Source organism: Paraflavitalea pollutisoli (genome assembly GCF_029360705.1).
GTDB lineage: Bacteria > Bacteroidota > Bacteroidia > Chitinophagales > Chitinophagaceae > Paraflavitalea > Paraflavitalea pollutisoli.
Genome location: NZ_JARKMX010000004.1, coordinates 259,935 through 276,641, shown reverse-complemented (window position 1 = coordinate 276,641; position 16,707 = coordinate 259,935). Strand labels below are relative to the sequence as shown.

General features: G+C 50.4%; 15 protein-coding genes. 9 read left to right on the top strand and 6 right to left on the bottom strand.

Features of this window, described 5'->3' with window-relative positions:
* Window positions 1-169 precede the first annotated feature (169 nt).
* The 5 genes from P2W70_RS10930 to P2W70_RS10910 form a co-directional block, all read right to left on the bottom strand.
* Window positions 170-943: a hypothetical protein gene (locus P2W70_RS10930; RefSeq protein ID WP_276481492.1), complete on the bottom strand. Its 774-nt coding sequence runs from the start codon at window positions 941-943 to the stop codon at window positions 170-172.
* A 26-nt stretch (window positions 944-969) separates the two neighbouring features.
* Window positions 970-1,773, bottom strand: a complete 804-nt coding sequence (locus tag P2W70_RS10925) for a hypothetical protein (protein ID WP_276481491.1) — start codon at window positions 1,771-1,773, stop codon at window positions 970-972.
* A gap of 23 nt (window positions 1,774-1,796) precedes the next feature.
* Complete coding sequence (locus P2W70_RS10920; protein WP_276481490.1) at window positions 1,797-5,240, bottom strand: TonB-dependent receptor domain-containing protein; 3,444 nt, start codon at window positions 5,238-5,240, stop codon at window positions 1,797-1,799.
* Window positions 5,241-5,410: 170 nt separating this feature from the next.
* Window positions 5,411-6,367, bottom strand: coding sequence for a FecR family protein (locus tag P2W70_RS10915; protein WP_276481489.1), 957 nt, complete (start codon window positions 6,365-6,367; stop codon window positions 5,411-5,413).
* 124 nt (window positions 6,368-6,491) lie between these two features.
* On the bottom strand, window positions 6,492-7,070 hold the full coding sequence (locus tag P2W70_RS10910) for an RNA polymerase sigma factor (protein ID WP_276481488.1): 579 nt from the start codon (window positions 7,068-7,070) through the stop codon (window positions 6,492-6,494).
* Between the two features lie 161 nt (window positions 7,071-7,231).
* Between P2W70_RS10910 and lpxD the strand changes: the two genes are divergently transcribed.
* Complete coding sequence (gene lpxD, locus P2W70_RS10905) at window positions 7,232-8,260, top strand: UDP-3-O-(3-hydroxymyristoyl)glucosamine N-acyltransferase (RefSeq protein WP_276481487.1); 1,029 nt, start codon at window positions 7,232-7,234, stop codon at window positions 8,258-8,260.
* 74 nt (window positions 8,261-8,334) lie between these two features.
* Here the strand turns inward: lpxD and P2W70_RS10900 are convergent, their stop codons facing one another.
* Window positions 8,335-9,228: a helix-turn-helix domain-containing protein gene (locus tag P2W70_RS10900; RefSeq protein ID WP_276481486.1), complete on the bottom strand. Its 894-nt coding sequence runs from the start codon at window positions 9,226-9,228 to the stop codon at window positions 8,335-8,337.
* A 158-nt stretch (window positions 9,229-9,386) separates the two neighbouring features.
* Between P2W70_RS10900 and P2W70_RS10895 the strand changes: the two genes are divergently transcribed.
* The 8 genes from P2W70_RS10895 to P2W70_RS10860 all read left to right on the top strand — a co-directional run bounded on the left by P2W70_RS10895 (window position 9,387) and on the right by P2W70_RS10860 (window position 16,568).
* On the top strand, window positions 9,387-10,988 hold the full coding sequence (locus P2W70_RS10895) for a carboxylesterase/lipase family protein (RefSeq protein ID WP_276481485.1): 1,602 nt from the start codon (window positions 9,387-9,389) through the stop codon (window positions 10,986-10,988).
* 92 nt (window positions 10,989-11,080) lie between these two features.
* Window positions 11,081-11,932, top strand: coding sequence for an aldo/keto reductase (locus P2W70_RS10890; protein WP_276481484.1), 852 nt, complete (start codon window positions 11,081-11,083; stop codon window positions 11,930-11,932).
* Between the two features lie 35 nt (window positions 11,933-11,967).
* Window positions 11,968-12,714 (top strand): carboxymuconolactone decarboxylase family protein, encoded by a 747-nt coding sequence (locus P2W70_RS10885; protein WP_276481483.1) that lies wholly within the window; start codon window positions 11,968-11,970, stop codon window positions 12,712-12,714.
* 32 nt (window positions 12,715-12,746) lie between these two features.
* Window positions 12,747-13,808, top strand: coding sequence for an alpha/beta hydrolase (locus tag P2W70_RS10880; protein WP_276481482.1), 1,062 nt, complete (start codon window positions 12,747-12,749; stop codon window positions 13,806-13,808).
* Window positions 13,809-13,813: 5 nt separating this feature from the next.
* Window positions 13,814-14,290, top strand: coding sequence for a cupin domain-containing protein (locus P2W70_RS10875; RefSeq protein ID WP_276481481.1), 477 nt, complete (start codon window positions 13,814-13,816; stop codon window positions 14,288-14,290).
* 29 nt (window positions 14,291-14,319) lie between these two features.
* Window positions 14,320-14,805 carry a nuclear transport factor 2 family protein gene (locus P2W70_RS10870; RefSeq protein ID WP_276481480.1) on the top strand — a complete coding sequence of 162 codons (486 nt, stop codon included), beginning with the start codon at window positions 14,320-14,322 and terminating at the stop codon, window positions 14,803-14,805.
* A gap of 14 nt (window positions 14,806-14,819) precedes the next feature.
* On the top strand, window positions 14,820-15,932 hold the full coding sequence (locus tag P2W70_RS10865; RefSeq protein WP_276481479.1) for an alpha/beta hydrolase: 1,113 nt from the start codon (window positions 14,820-14,822) through the stop codon (window positions 15,930-15,932).
* 21 nt (window positions 15,933-15,953) lie between these two features.
* On the top strand, window positions 15,954-16,568 hold the full coding sequence (locus P2W70_RS10860) for a flavodoxin (RefSeq protein ID WP_276481478.1): 615 nt from the start codon (window positions 15,954-15,956) through the stop codon (window positions 16,566-16,568).
* Window positions 16,569-16,707: the final 139 nt, after the last annotated feature.

Here is a 16,707-nt window from a genome sequence, read left to right as displayed (position 1 = left end):
ATGTCAGAATCATACGGATCTTCCCGTACAATATGGGCTTCCACAAATAACCGCCATCGGCTTGTTGCGAGTTGCCAGCATTGCTTGAACATATGCCTATCAGTTAAAAAAATACCGGCCAGGTCCTTACCTGTGCCGGCAACTACTCAATATAGAACGGGAAAAATGCCTAGTATAACTTGTTATTAGGAAACAACCGGGCCACATCTACACCATACCCCGAGGGCGATGGGGTCATGAAATACGACTGCACCTTACCCAGGTTGTAAAACCGGTGTGGTATATACATGCCATGGCCATAGGATTGGCTATTGTACTCATTGTCATTGAATGCCCAATCGAAGGTGCCCGCCTTGGTAAAATATACCAGTGAAGCCTCAATGACGTTCTTATCGGTCAACCCGGGCTGCGGCAGGTAGTCGACATAGGTCATCGTGCCCGGCATCACTTTTTCAGCCAGGTAGGCCATGGCGCCCGTATTCGTATTGTACAGGATGATATCGATCGGTTCGTTGCTGGTGGGATAATGAATATAAAACCCCAGCTTATTCGTGGACGTATCCACTGCAGGCTCCTTTACTTCTACCAGTTTGCCATCGATATGCAGCAGGTTGTAGTAGAACTCCAGCTTGCCCGTTTCCAGCGACATGGTTTGTGAAAATAATTCTTTACCCGTCTCTTTGTTCTTCACGCGGAGGGTAGCGTCTTTTTTGCCGGCAAAATAAGGATACACGGCACTGAAACCGATCTGCTCGTTGGCACGTAGCAACATGTCTGTATAGACAGCCGTATCTACCGACACCTCCAGCTGATCATCACCGATATTATAGCCATGGATAGCTACAGTAATAGCCTTATCAGTCTCCACATCTTTATTACAGGATACCAGTGATAGCAGGGTGAGTGCGGCCATCACGAATCCTTTTATATAGCTGTTGTTCATAAAACGATGGTTGCTTTTGTTGTTGTTTAGAATTTGACAGACTGGTAGTTCTCGATATAAGCAGTTCCCGGCGTGCCGAATTCCGTTACGCCCAATATGTCGGGTACCGAATTGTACGACAAGGGAATGTTGGCATAGGGACTGGTCGTAAAGCCAAGACCTTCCAGATAAGGTGTATCAGTACCTGCCTTGTAAAACAGGATCAGCGGGTTGACGATATACCGCTCACCATCAATGACCTGATTGCCGCCTGGAAAGCTGGGCATTTTGAAGAATTCGGAAAACTGCCAGGGTTTTACTGTCATCCGGGCTAATTCATCTTTTTTAACAATCACCAACTGACCATTCTTCACCACCTCATATTTTTTGTAATAGACCGCATCGATGTCGCCCGAATAACCGGTCATAATCGGCAGGAACAGGTAACAGGATAGCCTAAACCCAGCCGGGTTGTTCGCCGGCGCAAGGGGTTTGCTGATCAGCTTGCCATTCACATAGATCAATTCTATCGAGACGCTGTATTCCCCACGTCTCACGAACCTTTCGTACACGGGTACACCAGTTGCTTTTTCCTTAATGACCAGCTTTACGCTGTCTTGTCCTTCGCCAAACGTATATTTATCCGTACGCTTGAATGGGTAGCCCGGATCAATCGGGCTTTGCAACGTAGCGGTATCGACAATGATCTCCAATGGGTTGGTACTGCCATTGAATCCACTGGTAACGATCGCAAAGGCTTCCTGTTTCTCCAGGAAATTGTCATTTTTATCGCAACCTGTCAATAGTGAGAGCAGCAGTATGGCTGCAAATCCTATAGAAAGAAACTTCATGTATGTCGTTTTAAATCCGGTGATCAAAAAGTGTAAGAAACAGTAAGGCTGAACGAACGCCCCACTTTACGCACAAAAGTGTCGGTATCGCCGATACGGGTCTTGGTTTTACCATCTTCGGATTCCTCGTAATAGCCTTCTTCATATTTCTCGGAGAATCCATACTTCCATTCGTAGCGGTCACCCCATTCTACGGTACCATAGAGCACTCCCTTCCTTTCTTTGTACGTCAGGTTGCCATTCACATAAAAACGGTGTGCATTGTCAAGCAGGTTGGTCATGTTCAGCTTCACCTTCAGTGACTTGTCTTTGAGGAAGGAATAGGCTATCTGTGCATCCAGCTGATCACGCGGGCGCTCGTACTCTACATATTCGGGCATCATGCCTACGGTAAAGGTTTTATAGCCCATGTGGTTAAAGACGGCATTGAGACTCAACCGGTCTGTCGTATAAAGCAATCCCAGGTTGTACAATACCGGTACCTGGCCATACAAAGGACGTTTTTCTTTCAGCAGGATCTTCTCACGGTAAGAATAGCTCAAACCGCTTTTATCGTAAGGGGACTCGCCAAAACTGGTATAATTGAACCGGCTTGCCTGCACCTGTGATTTTTGCAGGGTAAGATTGGCCGTTAAGACAAGGTTCTCCAGCGGTTTGAAACCAGGTGCTGCAAACCCAAGGCTCTTGCGCAGGTCAAACTCAAAGCCATGAACCTTCGCCCAATCAGAGTTACCCGTAAGCGCATCCACACTCTGGCTGGAATTCGTAACATCCAGGTACAGCTCCACCGGGTTCTTGAAATATTTGTAGAAATAACCCACCGAGATCACTTCACCTGCACCGGGATACCATTCGAGTTTCGAATCATAGTGATCGATGACCGTAGACAGCACACCAATATTGTGCTGGATACGACCAATGGTTGGATTGAGGCGGGAGAATCCGGAATTCTCGATGAGTGAGGGCCTTACCACCGATTGTGCATAGGAAGCACGGATATTGAAATTCTCAAGCGGGGTGACGGTCAGGTTCACCGATGGCAGGTAACGCCATTTCTTTTCTTCCGTAGCCGCGTCGAGGTATTTGTGTACCAATTCACCGGTCACCGGATCGACATACCTTCTTTTTTCTTCCGCCTGCTGATCGATCTGGTTGATGAGTTTGCTCACGCCATCTGTGATCTCCTCATACACATACGACTCGATACGCAGGCCGTAAACAAGGCGTATCCATTTGGCGATGCGGTTGTCCATCATGCCAAAGAAAGCCTCATTGGTATTTTTACCTTCGTAACGACTCAGCGAAAAACTGCCGGGATAATAATAGATATCGTTCATCGGATCTTTGAACTCCAGGAATTGCCCCCACTGGTGAATGGGAATGCCCCCGTAGCGCGTGCCATTCAATGTTCCGATGGGCAGTATATTCCAATCGTAGTTACCATGACGTTCGAGAAACTGGTAACCTGTTTTGAACTTTTGATTCCAGGAAGCAATTTTAAAATGATAGCTGAGCGCTATATCTGCCATGAGGTTGTCTTCATCATAAAGGTATTGTGCGCGGTTCAGGGCGCCTACACCAGGGTCGGTCACACTGTTGGGAGCATAGCTATACACCGTCGCATTGGCCGTTTTTACCGGTCCGGCCCAGGCTTCTACGGCATCATTTTCATGGTTCGACACCTTGTTGCGGGCCAGGTTCCAGTCGATCTGGAAATGACCGAGCTTGTGTTCACCAGTCAGTTTGTTCTGCAGCAGTTCGATAAACTTTGGACTATCATTCTCCAACACGGCAGGATCTTCGCCATAGCCGATATCATTGCCCCAGCCCTTGACGCGGAAAAACCTGTTTTGAAAGCTGCGGGAATAGAAGTTGCGGGTGATGATCTTGTGATTGGCTGTTTGCCATCCGCCATTCACCAGGGCAGCCCAGGTCGTGATGAAGTTGTATTGCCTGGCACCAGTTTCCTGGTTCTCTTTACCCGTGATGGCGTCGTAGCTGTTGTTGCCATTTTTGGACCAACTACCTCTTTCGAAATGGAGGATATCGTCGATCGCCTGTTCGTTTCGGTAACTGATGGACCCTACAAACCCCAAACGGCTTTTGCCGATATCGTAACTTCTACCCAGGCTGAACTGGTAGTTCTGACCAGGACGCGCGGTGTAGATACGCGTTCCCAGCCGCTCCGTACCACCGATCTTTTTATTCTGCTCTGCGATCATGTCTACCGTAATGGGGGTAAGCGATGATCCGGGAGGCACCGGGCTGACATATGGGTTGCGGGGATTGTAGCGATCCATATCGAAGTAGAAAAGGTCCTTGGGAAAACGGTCTTTACGTTGACCGTCGTCGATGCCCAGGTAGTCATACTTGCCGCGACCGTAGCCGAGAAATTCTTTTCCGGTACTATTGTCGTTGTATTTGCTGCCCGCATTAATGGTCGTAAAATTCCGGGAAGGCACAGCCAGCGTATTGATCTGCACCAGGCCACCTCCAAAACCAAAGCTCATATCGGGCGTATACCCTTTCGATACGATGATGTTGTCGATGAGGTTACTGGGAATGATGTCGAACTCGAATTCACGCACCTGTACATCGGTGCTGGGCAGCGTAACGCCATCGAGCATGGCCACATTGTAACGCTCGGCGATACCGCGGATCACTACCCGCCGGTTATCGTTGGTGCTGACACCGGAGATGCGCTTGAGCACCTCTCCCACGTTCTTATCGGGGGTGGCAGCGATCTGCTCGGAAGAAATACCATTGGAGATCTCGGCCGTCATTTTCTGACGTACCATCAACGCAGCAACGCCCTCTTTGCGGGCCGTACTTCTGACCACTACAGCCGACAGCTGTCCTTTTTCTCTTTTGAGGGCTACATCGAGTTGAAAAGAGCCATTGTCTTTCACTTCGATGCCCGTGACAACTTTTTTACCATATCCGACGGCCGATATTTCAGCCTCATAATTTCCCTTGGGTAAAGAAATGGTAAACGTTCCATCGACATTGGCCACGATGGATTTATCGCCGATACGGATGCTCGCGTTGACGACGGGCTGACCATCGGCTTCATCGATAATTTTGCCCGTCACCTTACCCGGATCTTTGGGAGCCGATGCTGCGGGTTTGTTGTTGGTCGATACAAGAGCAGGTTTGAGAATAACAGCCCCGCTCCCATTGATGCTGTGCGTAATGTGCGCAGCTTGCTGCAATACATCGAGTGCCTGTTTGATAGAAATGCGGGTATCGGAAAAATGTACCGTGTTTTTCAGGCGGTCACTGACGGTGGCGCCATAAGTAAACTGCAGCGGATTGTTTTTTTCGATCAGGGAAATAACGGCCGCGCCGGTCATATCCTGCTGCGGCAACTGAATGATGCGGCTGATATCCTGCGCCCGAAGGGCCGTGATGCTGAGGACAAAGAGGCCTAGCGTAAAACAAAAAATACGTAGTATAGCTTTTTGCATAACTTTATACTTAAATAATACTGTTCTTTACTGGACGGTGTGTTTAAACGGGCAGCTTTCGGTGGTGAGATACTGAAAGGCGCCATGACCGGACTGTTCACGCAGACCGGTTTTTTTATGTGATTAGTGGGTTGTTTCCTGCATATAGTAAACTTGGCGTTGGGTTTTGGTTAATAAATAAGGACCTGGCCGTTTTCCTTTTTGTAGTGGAAACCGAGCGTTTGCGACAGCAGCGTGAGGGCTGCAGAAAGGTCCTGGTCTTTTATGCGGATAGTGACTGGTTCGGTCATCCATTTCGTATTGGTCATCCGGATCGGTACATTGTACCAGTTTGTCAGTGTCTGCATCACTTCGTACAAGGGCGCCTGGTGGAAGACCATGCCATTGTTCCACCACTCACAGAGCATTCCGGCATTCACCTGGTCGATCAGTAACTTATTCTGTTGTGCATCGAAGCGAAGCCGCTTACCCGGCGTTAGCTGGGCGAGTCGTTGCTGGCCGTATTGCACGCCCACCCTACCGGTTCGTACGATAACAGATTGGTGCAGGCTGTCGCTGGCATACACTTCGAATGAAGTACCCAATACGCGGGTGCGTAGCTCGCCCGATTGTACATAGAACGGTTTGGCGGTATCGTGTTTTACTTCAAAGAATACCCGGCCGGTCGCTTTGAGCATTCGCTCCTCCCGGTTGAAATTGTCGGGCACTGCTACCGTAGCACCGGGAAACAGGTGTACCGTAGAGCTATCGGGCAGCTGGATGGTTTTCGCCTTACCTGGCAGGGCGCTGATGAGCTGATAGGTCGGCGCTGCTTTCTTCACCATGCCATGGTATACCACGATGCTACCGGTCACCAGCACAGCCACGGCCGCCGCATACGGCAACCAGGTACGGCGTTGCACCAATTGGCGCAGCAGGCCCGGTTTGCCCGTTGTTGGCTTATCTACTGTTTGCAGGGCCACCGATCGCCACAGGGTGTGCTGCAACGCTTGCTGTCGTTCAGCGGCGAGTGGTTCGGCATCAGCAGGCCTGGTATGAAGCCAAGTGGTGATGAAGGCTTTTTCTTCGGGGGAAGCTTGGCCCGCCAGGTAGCGGTCGATAATCACTTCAAACTGGTCAATGTGCATGGTAGCGCGGAGCTTTTAGGGTTCCTGACTATATGCGCATAAAAGGAGGATTTTTAACTAGTCCCGATTGTTACGGAATTATTACCAAACTAACCGGCTGGTGGCCGCGGGTTTCGTTACCACTTTATATATGTTGGAGAAAGATGGCGGCGAGTACGGCGTTCTTTAGGTTCACACGCAGCTTCTGGTAGCTGTTGTTGAGCTGGTTGCGCACCGTTTGCTCGGAGAGGCCTAGGCGCCCGGCAATTTCTTTGATGGAGAGGTTCTCTTCGTGGGTGAGGCGGTACACCCGCTGCATTTTGGGAGGAAGGCGGCTAACCTCGGTTTCGACGATGACGAGTAATTCTTTCAACAGCAGCGGATCGGTCTGACTGACCAGGTCTGGAAGGATGTTGCGTTCCAGCTCGGCCTTACGTTCAGTCGATTTAAGGGCACGGGAGAGGTGGGCGAGCAATTCATATTGAACGGCGGCGTGGAGATAGGCTGCCAACGTCGTTTGAATGACTACGGTGGACCGGCGCAGCCAGAGTTTGATCATCACTTCCTGTACCACATCCTGGGCATCTGCTTCCAACTTTAAGCGGTTGTACGCATATACATATAATTTTTCCCAATATTGGTCGAAGAGTAGCTTAAAAGCAGGACCATCGCCCTGGCGCACGAGCTGCCACAGTTCTGTATCGTGTTGGGAATGCACTGTCATTGGCTGCTTTCTTTTTGCTGCTTTCTTTAGCGGCGCAAATATATAGCGCTAATGTTATCGAAATGTTATGTGGCGGGTTGGATGTTCGAACCACTTAATTCTGTTATCTTTAGCCGGGTACCTGTACCCTGTTACCCTTTAAATAACTCTAAACACTGAACATGAAATTTACCGCCCGGCAAATTGCCGACCTGCTGCAAGGAAAAATAGAAGGCGACGAACAAGTGCTGATCAGCAAATTATCCAAGATCGAGGAAGGCGAACCAGGTTCCATCTCCTTCCTGGCCAACCCGCTGTATACCCCCCACCTGTACAAAACAAATGCTTCGCTGGTGATCGTGAGCCAGGATTTTGTGGCTACCGCGCCCATCGCAGCTACCCTGATACGGGTGGCCGATCCAGGCAGCGCGTTTACCAAACTGCTGGAAATGTACAACCAGGTGAAGCTGAACAAAAAAGGCATTTCCAAAATGTCTTGCATATCAGAAAGCGCCACGGTAGGAAAAGATATTTATGCCGGTGAGTTTTCATTTGTAGGAGAAAATGCCAAAATAGGCAACAATGTAAAGATATATCCGCAAGTCTATATTGGCGACAACGCCGTGATCGGCGATAACACCACCCTGTTTGCCGGAGTGAAGATCTATTCGGAGACGGTGATTGGTAAAAACTGTATCATTCACTCCGGCACCGTGATCGGCAGCGACGGCTTCCGCTTCAACCCGGAAAACAATCACCAGAAGGTGCCGCAGATCGGCAATGTGATCATCGAAGATGATGTGGAGATCGGCGCCAATTGCGCCATCGACCGGGCAACCCTGGGCTCCACCATCCTCCGCAAGGGGGTGAAGTTTGACAACCTCATCCATATCGCCCATAACGTCGAAGTGGGCGAGAATACTTATTTCGCCGCACACGGTGTAGTAGCCGGTTCTACTAAGATTGGCAAGAACTGCATGTTCAGCGGACAGGTCGGCATTGTGGGTCACCTGCAAGTGGCCGATAATACCATCATCACTGCGCAATCGGGTATCTCCAAGAGCATCACCAAAGCCGGCGAAACCTATATGGGATCTCCCGCCTTCGATGCCAATAAGTACCGGAAAGCCTTTATTCATTTCCGTAACCTCGACACCCTGGTGCAAAGGGTGAACCAACTGGAGAAACAACAGCAGCAGCAGACCTTGTAGACGGCGCAACTTCCGTAAAATCAATCAGCCGGACACAACTTGCCCGGCTGATTGATTTTTATATCCTGCAATTCCTACTGCATTCCCCGGTACTCGTTCGGCGTGTGCCCTACCCGCTGTTTGAAGAAGCGCGTGAAATGCGCCGGGTATTTGAACCCTAGTTCCGTGGCCACCTGGCTCACTGACTTGCTGAGGTCGAAGATCCGCTCTTTAGCAATAGACAATATCTTGGTTTGAATGTATTCCTGCGCCGAGCGACCCGTTTCCTTCTTTACGAGGTCACCGAAGTAATTGGGGGACAGGTTCAGTTCCTGAGCACACCAGGCCACCGAAGGCAGGCCGATCGTTTGTGTTTTATCAGAAGTGAAATAATCATTCAGCAAGGCTTCAAAACGCTCCAGGATGCCTTTGTGCACATGCTCCCGCGTGATGAACTGCCGGTCGTAGAAACGTTGACAATAATCCAGGAACAATTCAATGTTGGAAGCGATCAGTTTTTTGCTGTGCTTATCGATAGACTGCTCCAATTCATACTGGATCTTCGTAAAACAGTCCAGCACGATCTGTCGCTCCCGTTCGGAGATGTGCAAAGCCTCCCGGCTTTCATACGAAAAAAACGAATAATCATGAATGTGCCGGCCCAGCGATGTGCCATGTATAAGGTCTGGATGAAAAGCCAATACATTCCCTTTGGGCTGATATAGGTCCGGACTATTGCTGCCCGCGATCTGACCGGGCGACATAAACACCAAAGTACCTTCCTGGTAGTCGTACGTATCCCTGCCGTAAGTCAGGTCACCGCATTTTACTTGCTTCAGGAACACCACATAAAAACCGAAATACATGCGATGGCCCCGCCGGGGATCGGCTTTCGATATATCCAGTATGCTGACCAGCGGATGCAGGGTTGGATTGTTGTTGAAAACATTGTAATCGTTGACCGTATTGAATTGCAATAGATTATCCATGATCGCGTGGTTTACTGTCCTAAAATTACGCCATATTCTATCCTATTACGCCGAAGTGCCGGCCCTTCAGTAATAATGGTAAGAACGCCAGTAATCGGTGTAAGGATCGTTAGGCATTTGCCCGCCACCTTTGTGCTACACCCACCATTCAAACACCAATGAAACGACTTTTACTAGCACCTTTGATAATGACCTGCTACCTGCTACCGGCACAACAAACAAAACCGGTAGTTCGTACAGCTGCCGGAGCTGTCCGCGGCCTGCAGGAAGGCGATATAAATGTTTTTAAAGGAATTCCCTACGCAGCCGCCCCTATAGGCCCTTTACGCTGGCGTCCACCGCAACCCCTGCCTGCCTGGCCGGATATACGGGACGCCACTAAGTTCTGCGCCGATTGCGCGCAAGCTGGTGCCCGCGGAGCCGGAACTCCTATCAGGACTGGTTCTTCCGAAGATTGTCTTTTCCTGAATATCTGGACACCGGTCAATGCCCAAGCAGACGCCAAATTACCGGTGATGGTGTGGATACACGGCGGAGGCTTTGTATTTGGCAGCGGCGCTCAGCCAGATTTCTCTGGAACTTCCTTCGCCAGGCAGGGCGTCGTCCTGGTCACCATCAACTACCGACTGGGACGATTAGGCTATTTCGCCTTCCCGGCGTTATCACAGGAGCACCCCAATGAATGGAAAGGCAACTACGGCTATATGGACCAGGTAGCCGCCTTGCAATGGATACAACAGCACATCGCCTCCTTCGGCGGCAACCCGAAAAATGTTACCATTTTCGGAGAATCGGCTGGAGGCGTATCCGTACAGACCCACCTGACCATGCCTGCCTCACGCGGTCTTTTTCACAAAGCGATCATTGAATCCGGCGGTGGCCGCGACGGCGTACTAACGGGCCGCCCCATCCGGGAGAACGGTAATGATCCCTATTACCCGGTTTCGGCCGAAACAGTCGGCATCAACTTTGCCCGTCGACACCACATAGAGGGCACCGATGCAGTTGCCCTGGCCAGCCTGCGTTCGCTATCCGTAGCCGATATCGTCGACGGTGGCCAGGAAACAGCTGGTCCAGGCGGCCCCATCACCTACCCCGGCCCTATTCTTGATGGCCGATTGGTAGTCACCACGGCGCAAGCGGCCTATGAGGCCGGAAAAGCACCGCGGATACCATTGATCATTGGCTCCAATAGCGCCGATTTTGTAGGATTCATCCAGGCAAATACCAAAGACTCCCTATTTGCCCAGTTTGGCCTACATAAATCGGAAGCGATGTCCGCTTACGACCCAACGGGCAGCACCGACTTACGAACGTTGCTGGTGTTGGCAGGCACCGATCGCGTGCAAGCCGAGCCTGCCCGGTTCACGGCCCGCGCTTTCGCCGCCAACGGCGCCCGCACTTACGTGTACCGCTTTTCCTATATACCCGACTCGGCGCACCGTTGGATGGCCAATGGCGTACCGCATGGCGCTGAGATATCCTTTGTATTCAATACCCTTGACTCCAACCGTAGAAGTACCCCTACTGCAAAGGATCATTCCGTGGCGCGCACTGCTAACCAGTATTGGGTCAACTTTGCGAAAACAGGCAACCCCAATGGACCAGGCCTACCAGCATGGCCGCGTTATGATTCGAGGGAGAATAAGATCCTTGAGTTTCAGCAAAACGGATCGGCTGCCGGCATACCCGACCCTATAAAAGCACGCATAGATGTCACCGAGAAAGCAGCACCACGTAGCCGGCGACAGGCTAGGTAACCCTATCAGTAGCATTGGTAAATAAACCTGTAATCGGGATACCACACCCCAGCCCGATCAGTAGGACCTTTGCATTACAAAAAAGAGATACCATGAATACAGTGAGCCTCAATAACGGTGTTGAAATGCCCCTACTGGGCTTTGGCGTGTTCCAGGTAAATGACCTGGCCGAATGTGAAAAAAGCGTATTAGATGCCATTGAAACCGGTTACCGGTTGATCGATACAGCAGCTTCCTATGAAAACGAAGAAGCTATTGGCCGGGCAATCAAACGCAGCGGCATTCGGCGGGAAGACCTATTTATAACGACCAAATTGTGGATCCAGTCCGACGGATACGAAAGTACCAGAAATGCCTTTGAACAATCCCTGAACAAACTGCAGTTGGATTATATCGACCTGTACCTGATACACCAGCCTTTTGGCGACGTATATGGTGAATGGAGAATCATGGAAGAACTATACCGGGAAGGAAAGATCAAAGCGATCGGTGTCAGCAACTTTCAGCCAGACAGGCTCATGGACCTGATCATCCACAATGAAATCGTTCCTGCCGTCAACCAGGTAGAAACACACCCCTTTCACCAACAGGCGGCTTCACACCAGTTCATGAAGGACAACAAAGTCCAGATCGAATCCTGGGGCCCCTTTGCAGAAGGCAAGAACAACCTGTTTAAGAATGAACGGCTTATGTCCATCGGCAGAAAATATGGAAAATCTGTAGCACAGGTTGTGCTGCGCTGGCTCCACCAACGTGGCATTATAGCTATTCCCAAATCAGTGCGCAAAGAAAGGATGGCAGAGAATTTCAACATCTTCGACTTCGAGCTGTCCAAGGCCGACATGGAAGCCATCAAAACCCTGGACACCAACGCCAGCAGTTTCTTCGACCACCGCGACCCGGCAATGGTAAAATGGTTGGGAGAAAGGAAACTCGCTAAGTAGTGACAGGACACCCACCAGGCGGAAAAAATCATCAAATGAAACCTATGAAGGCACAGATCATAAAGTTCACAGCGATACTGCTGCTCGGCATTGCAACGGCAGGCAACCTCACCGCACAAAACAACAGCAAGGTTCAAACTACATTAACGCCCTTGCAACGCCACCTCATCGCCGTCGGCGCGGAGACTGCCCAAGGTGATCTCCCCCGTCTCAAACAGGTGCTATCAGCGGGATTAGACAGTGGTCTTACGATCAACCAGGCGAAAGAAGCGATCGTGCATTTGTATGCTTATTGCGGCTTTCCCAGAAGCATCCGCGGGCTGCAAACATTGATGACCGTACTGGAAGAACGCAAGGCAAAAGGGATCACCGACGAACCCGGACGCACGGCATCGCCCATCAGCGATACCAGCAGCAAATACGAACGTGGCAGGAAGTTGCTGACTCAGTTGACGGGCGCGCCGCAAAACCGACCAACAACAGGTTACGGTGCCTTTGCACCCGCCATAGATGTATTCCTGAAAGAACACCTGTTCGCCGACCTGTTCGAACGTGATGTACTCAGTCATGCCGAACGTGAACTGGTGACCATATCCGTGTTGAGCAGTATCGGAGGAGTTGAACCCATGTTGAACAGCCACTTCAACATCTGCCTCAACGTCGGCATCACGCCTGCCCAGTTGCAGGAATTCATCGGCTTCATTGGCTCCACCGTGGGAAGTGATGCAGCCAGCAGTGCACAAGCAGTGCTGGAAGCAGTCCTAAAAGACAAGGCCAGGTAAACACCAGGCCTGCACAATCAAAAAATACAAGTATGAAAAACTTATCAATAGTCTTATCGTCTGTTTTATCCATAACGAGCTTACAGGAGGTGGAAGCACAAGGTGCTCAAAAATCACCGCACAAGAATCCATATTCGTTGGTATACAAAGGCGCCATCACGCGTAACGAAAAAGGAAAAGTAAATATTAACGCAGTAACCTATCAACTCAATGGGATCGATATCGCAGCGAATGTATATACACCCGCGGGGTTTAATGCCACGAGGAAATACCCGGCCGTAGTAGTTGCCCACCCCAACGGCGGAATCAAAGAACAAACGGCCGGACTGTATGCGCAGCGACTGGCTGAATTGGGGTATATAACGATCGCTGCCGACGCTGCCTACCAGGGCGCTAGTGGCGGCCAGCCACGCCATACGGACAATCCCGCTTACCGCACGGAAGACATTCACGGCATGGCAGACTATATCACCCGATACTCAGGGGTCGATGCTAACCGCTTAGGCGTATTGGGAATTTGTGGCGGCGGCGGCTATACTTTGAAAGCAGTGCAAACTGACAAGCGGTTTAAAGCGGTGGCTACACTTAGCATGTTCAACTCCGGTGAAGTAAGAAGAAATGGCTTTCAGAACTCCCAATTAGCGACTATCCAGGAACGCCTGCAAAAAGCTTCTGAAGCCCGTGCGCAGCAAGCGGCAGGCGGTGAGATCATCTATGCCGGTATGGCAAGTATTACGGATGAAGAGATCGCCAAAACCACCACCGACCTGTACCGTGAGGGTTATGAATATTATTATAGAACACATGCCCACCCCAACTCTACCTTCCTGTATACCATGAGCAGCCTGCTCGATTTGATGAACTGGGATGCGGCCGCCAACATGGACCTGATCGATCAGCCCCTGTTGATGATGGCCGGCAGCAAGGCAGATACAAAGTATATGACCGATGAAGCATTTGCGAAAGCTTCCAATGCCAAAAGCAAGGAATTGTTCTTGATCGATGGCGCTACCCATATACAGACCTATTGGAAGCCCGAATATGTATCGCAAGCGGTTAATAAGTTGAAAACCTTCTATCAACAAAACCTATAAACACCATGAAGCATTATAAAACGCTGAGAATATGCCTGCTGTCCGGCATGATTTCGTTTTCCTGTAACCAGCAGGCAGTATCTCCGCAACCTGCGCAAGAACCCGTTTTTGCGAAAGGGGGGAAGATCACCAACGACAACTTTACCGGAAACGTTTGGTTGAATTCCCTCGTAGCAGCCGATAGTGTGAACCAGGTTGCTGTTGGCAGTGTCACCTTCGAACCCCGCGCCAGAACAAAATGGCACAGCCATCCTGCCGGGCAGATCATACTCGCCCTCGACGGCGTGGGCTATTACCAGGAAAAAGGTGGTCCCAAAAAACTTATACGCAAAGGTGAGACCGTGAAATGCCCGCCCAATATTCCGCACTGGCATGGCGCCAGCAAAGACAGTGGGTTTGTGCAGGTTGCCATAACAGGCCGGGAAAAAGGAGACACCGAATGGCTGGATGCCGTTAATGAACAAGAATATGACCAGCAATGAAAACATCCAACACATAAAATATACTCCGCATGATCTACAGTAAAATTATCATCAATCTCATCGTCGGCCTTTCTTTCATCACCGTTATTCCGGTCTCCTCAAGCGCACAGGCGGTGACTGCCACCGGTATCCTCCTCAACGACAGCAATAAGGAGCAGGGCATCATTGCACTCTCCAAAGAAAAATGGAAATGGATGGCGGACAAGAAGGTGGATACACTAAAGTCATTATTTCACGACAAATCGGTCTTTGTACACATGGGAGGCAGCTGGGGCAAAGACCGCGAACTGGACGTCATCAAAAGTGGGGGCATACACTACAAACAGGCTGACATATTTGAAACGACTGCCCAATTGATCGGCAATACAGCCATCGTACTCACGCGCATTCGATTGCTGGCAGTAGTAGGCGGCAATGAAGTAACGAATCCATTCATGGTGACAGAAGTGTACATCGCGGAAGGCAACGCCTGGAAAATGGGGTCACTGTCCTTCACGCGATTAATGGGTCAATAACGAAAATCAAAAAGATGAAAAATGAACTTCTGTATCATAAGACCAAATGGCTGGCTGGCTTTGTGATCGCCGCAACGATAACATCCTGCAACACCGCAAAACAAAGTACCAGTGGACCACTTGTCATTGACAGGCAAGGAAGTTTTGCCGCAGGAGGTGCCTTGACGACTCAGCCGGGTATATTCGACCCCATCAAACATGGGGCTTACCAGCCCGTAGATCCACCTACGGAAGGTCAAACCTTACATGGCGATCATGCTTATGTATTTTACCAGGTGCCAGCCAATCGACGCAAGCTGCCCCTGGTCTTTTGGCATGGCCATGGCCAGTTTACCAAAACCTGGGAAACGACGCCGGATGGTCGGGAAGGTTTTCAAACCCTATTCCTACGTCGCAGGTTTCCGGTTTACCTGCTCGACCAACCCCGACGTGGCCATGGTGGCCGCAGCACCGAACCCATCAACCTCATCCCCACACCGGATGATCAATTGTGGTTTGGCATATTCCGGTTTGGCGTATGGCCGCAGTTTTACCCAGGCGTACAATTTTCCAACAACCCAGGCGCACTGAACCAATTCTTTCGCCAGGGAGCACCAAACATCGGCCCCTACAACGCAGACGTAAATATCAGGGCGGTATCGGCGATATTCGACAGTATTGGCGCCGGCATTTTGGTCACACACTCACAAAGCGGCGGGCCAGGTTGGCGTACCGCTTTGAGGAATCCGAATGTAAAAGCCATCGTTGCTTATGAGCCTGGTGGCGATTACCTGTTTCCCGAAGGAGAAACACCCGCAGCCATCGTCCTCCGCGGCCGTACGATCGTGCCACCTACCGTACCGGTGCAGGAATTCAAAAAACTAACGAAGATTCCCATCGTGATCTACTATGGTGACAACATTCCTGACAGCCCGAGCGAGAACCCCGGTCAGGAACAATGGCGCGTATTCCTGCAGGTAGCGCGACAATGGCGTGACGTGGTCAATAAATACGGCGGAGATGTTACCCTTGTGCACCTGCCCGAGATCGGTATTCATGGCAATACACATTTTCCGTTTGCAGATCTCAACAACGTTCAAATCGCCGACCTGCTGTCTACCTGGCTGCGGGAGAAAAAATTGGATTGACACTTTAAATAAGGATCCACTATGACAAACACCATCAAGCCCGGCTTGCTATTACTCGTCTTCATCTGCATGCTTTCCGGATGTTCCAACGGACAGTCTTCGGCTAACAAGCTACCTAAAAAGACGCTCATCGTGTACCTGTCGCGCACCGGCAATACCAAAGCCATAGCAGCCATCATTCAAAAACAGGTAGGCGGCCATTTGGTGGCGTTGGAAACGCAACAACCCTATCCTGCCAACTACCAGGCGACCGTACAACAGGTTGCCCATGAAAACGAGACCGGCTTTCTTCCGCCCCTCAAAACCACCATCGACAGTCTGCAGACCTATGAGGTGGTATTCCTGGGTTTCCCGACCTGGGGCATGAAATTGCCCCCTCCGATGAAAAGCTTTCTGCACCAATACGATCTCAACGGCAAAACGGTGATCCCTTTCAACACCAATGGAGGCTATGGCGTTGGCAGCAGTTTTGAAACGATAAAGCAACTATGTCCCGGTAGCACCGTATTGGATGGCTTCTCCCTGGAAGGTGGATCGGAACGAGATGACAAACTGCTGGTGATTCGAAACGAAAAAGGCGTCGCGGCAGAAAAAGCAGTCACCGGCTGGTTAAAGAAAATAAGATTGGTACAATAATAAATTTCATCGTTTGTCCAATAATCCGCAGATCAGTAATATTGGTAAGACGATCAGTAATGTATATAAGCGGTCCATCAGCAAATACCAGTAAATTACGCACAGGATTACCCACGCGGTAACCATTACCCACAACAAC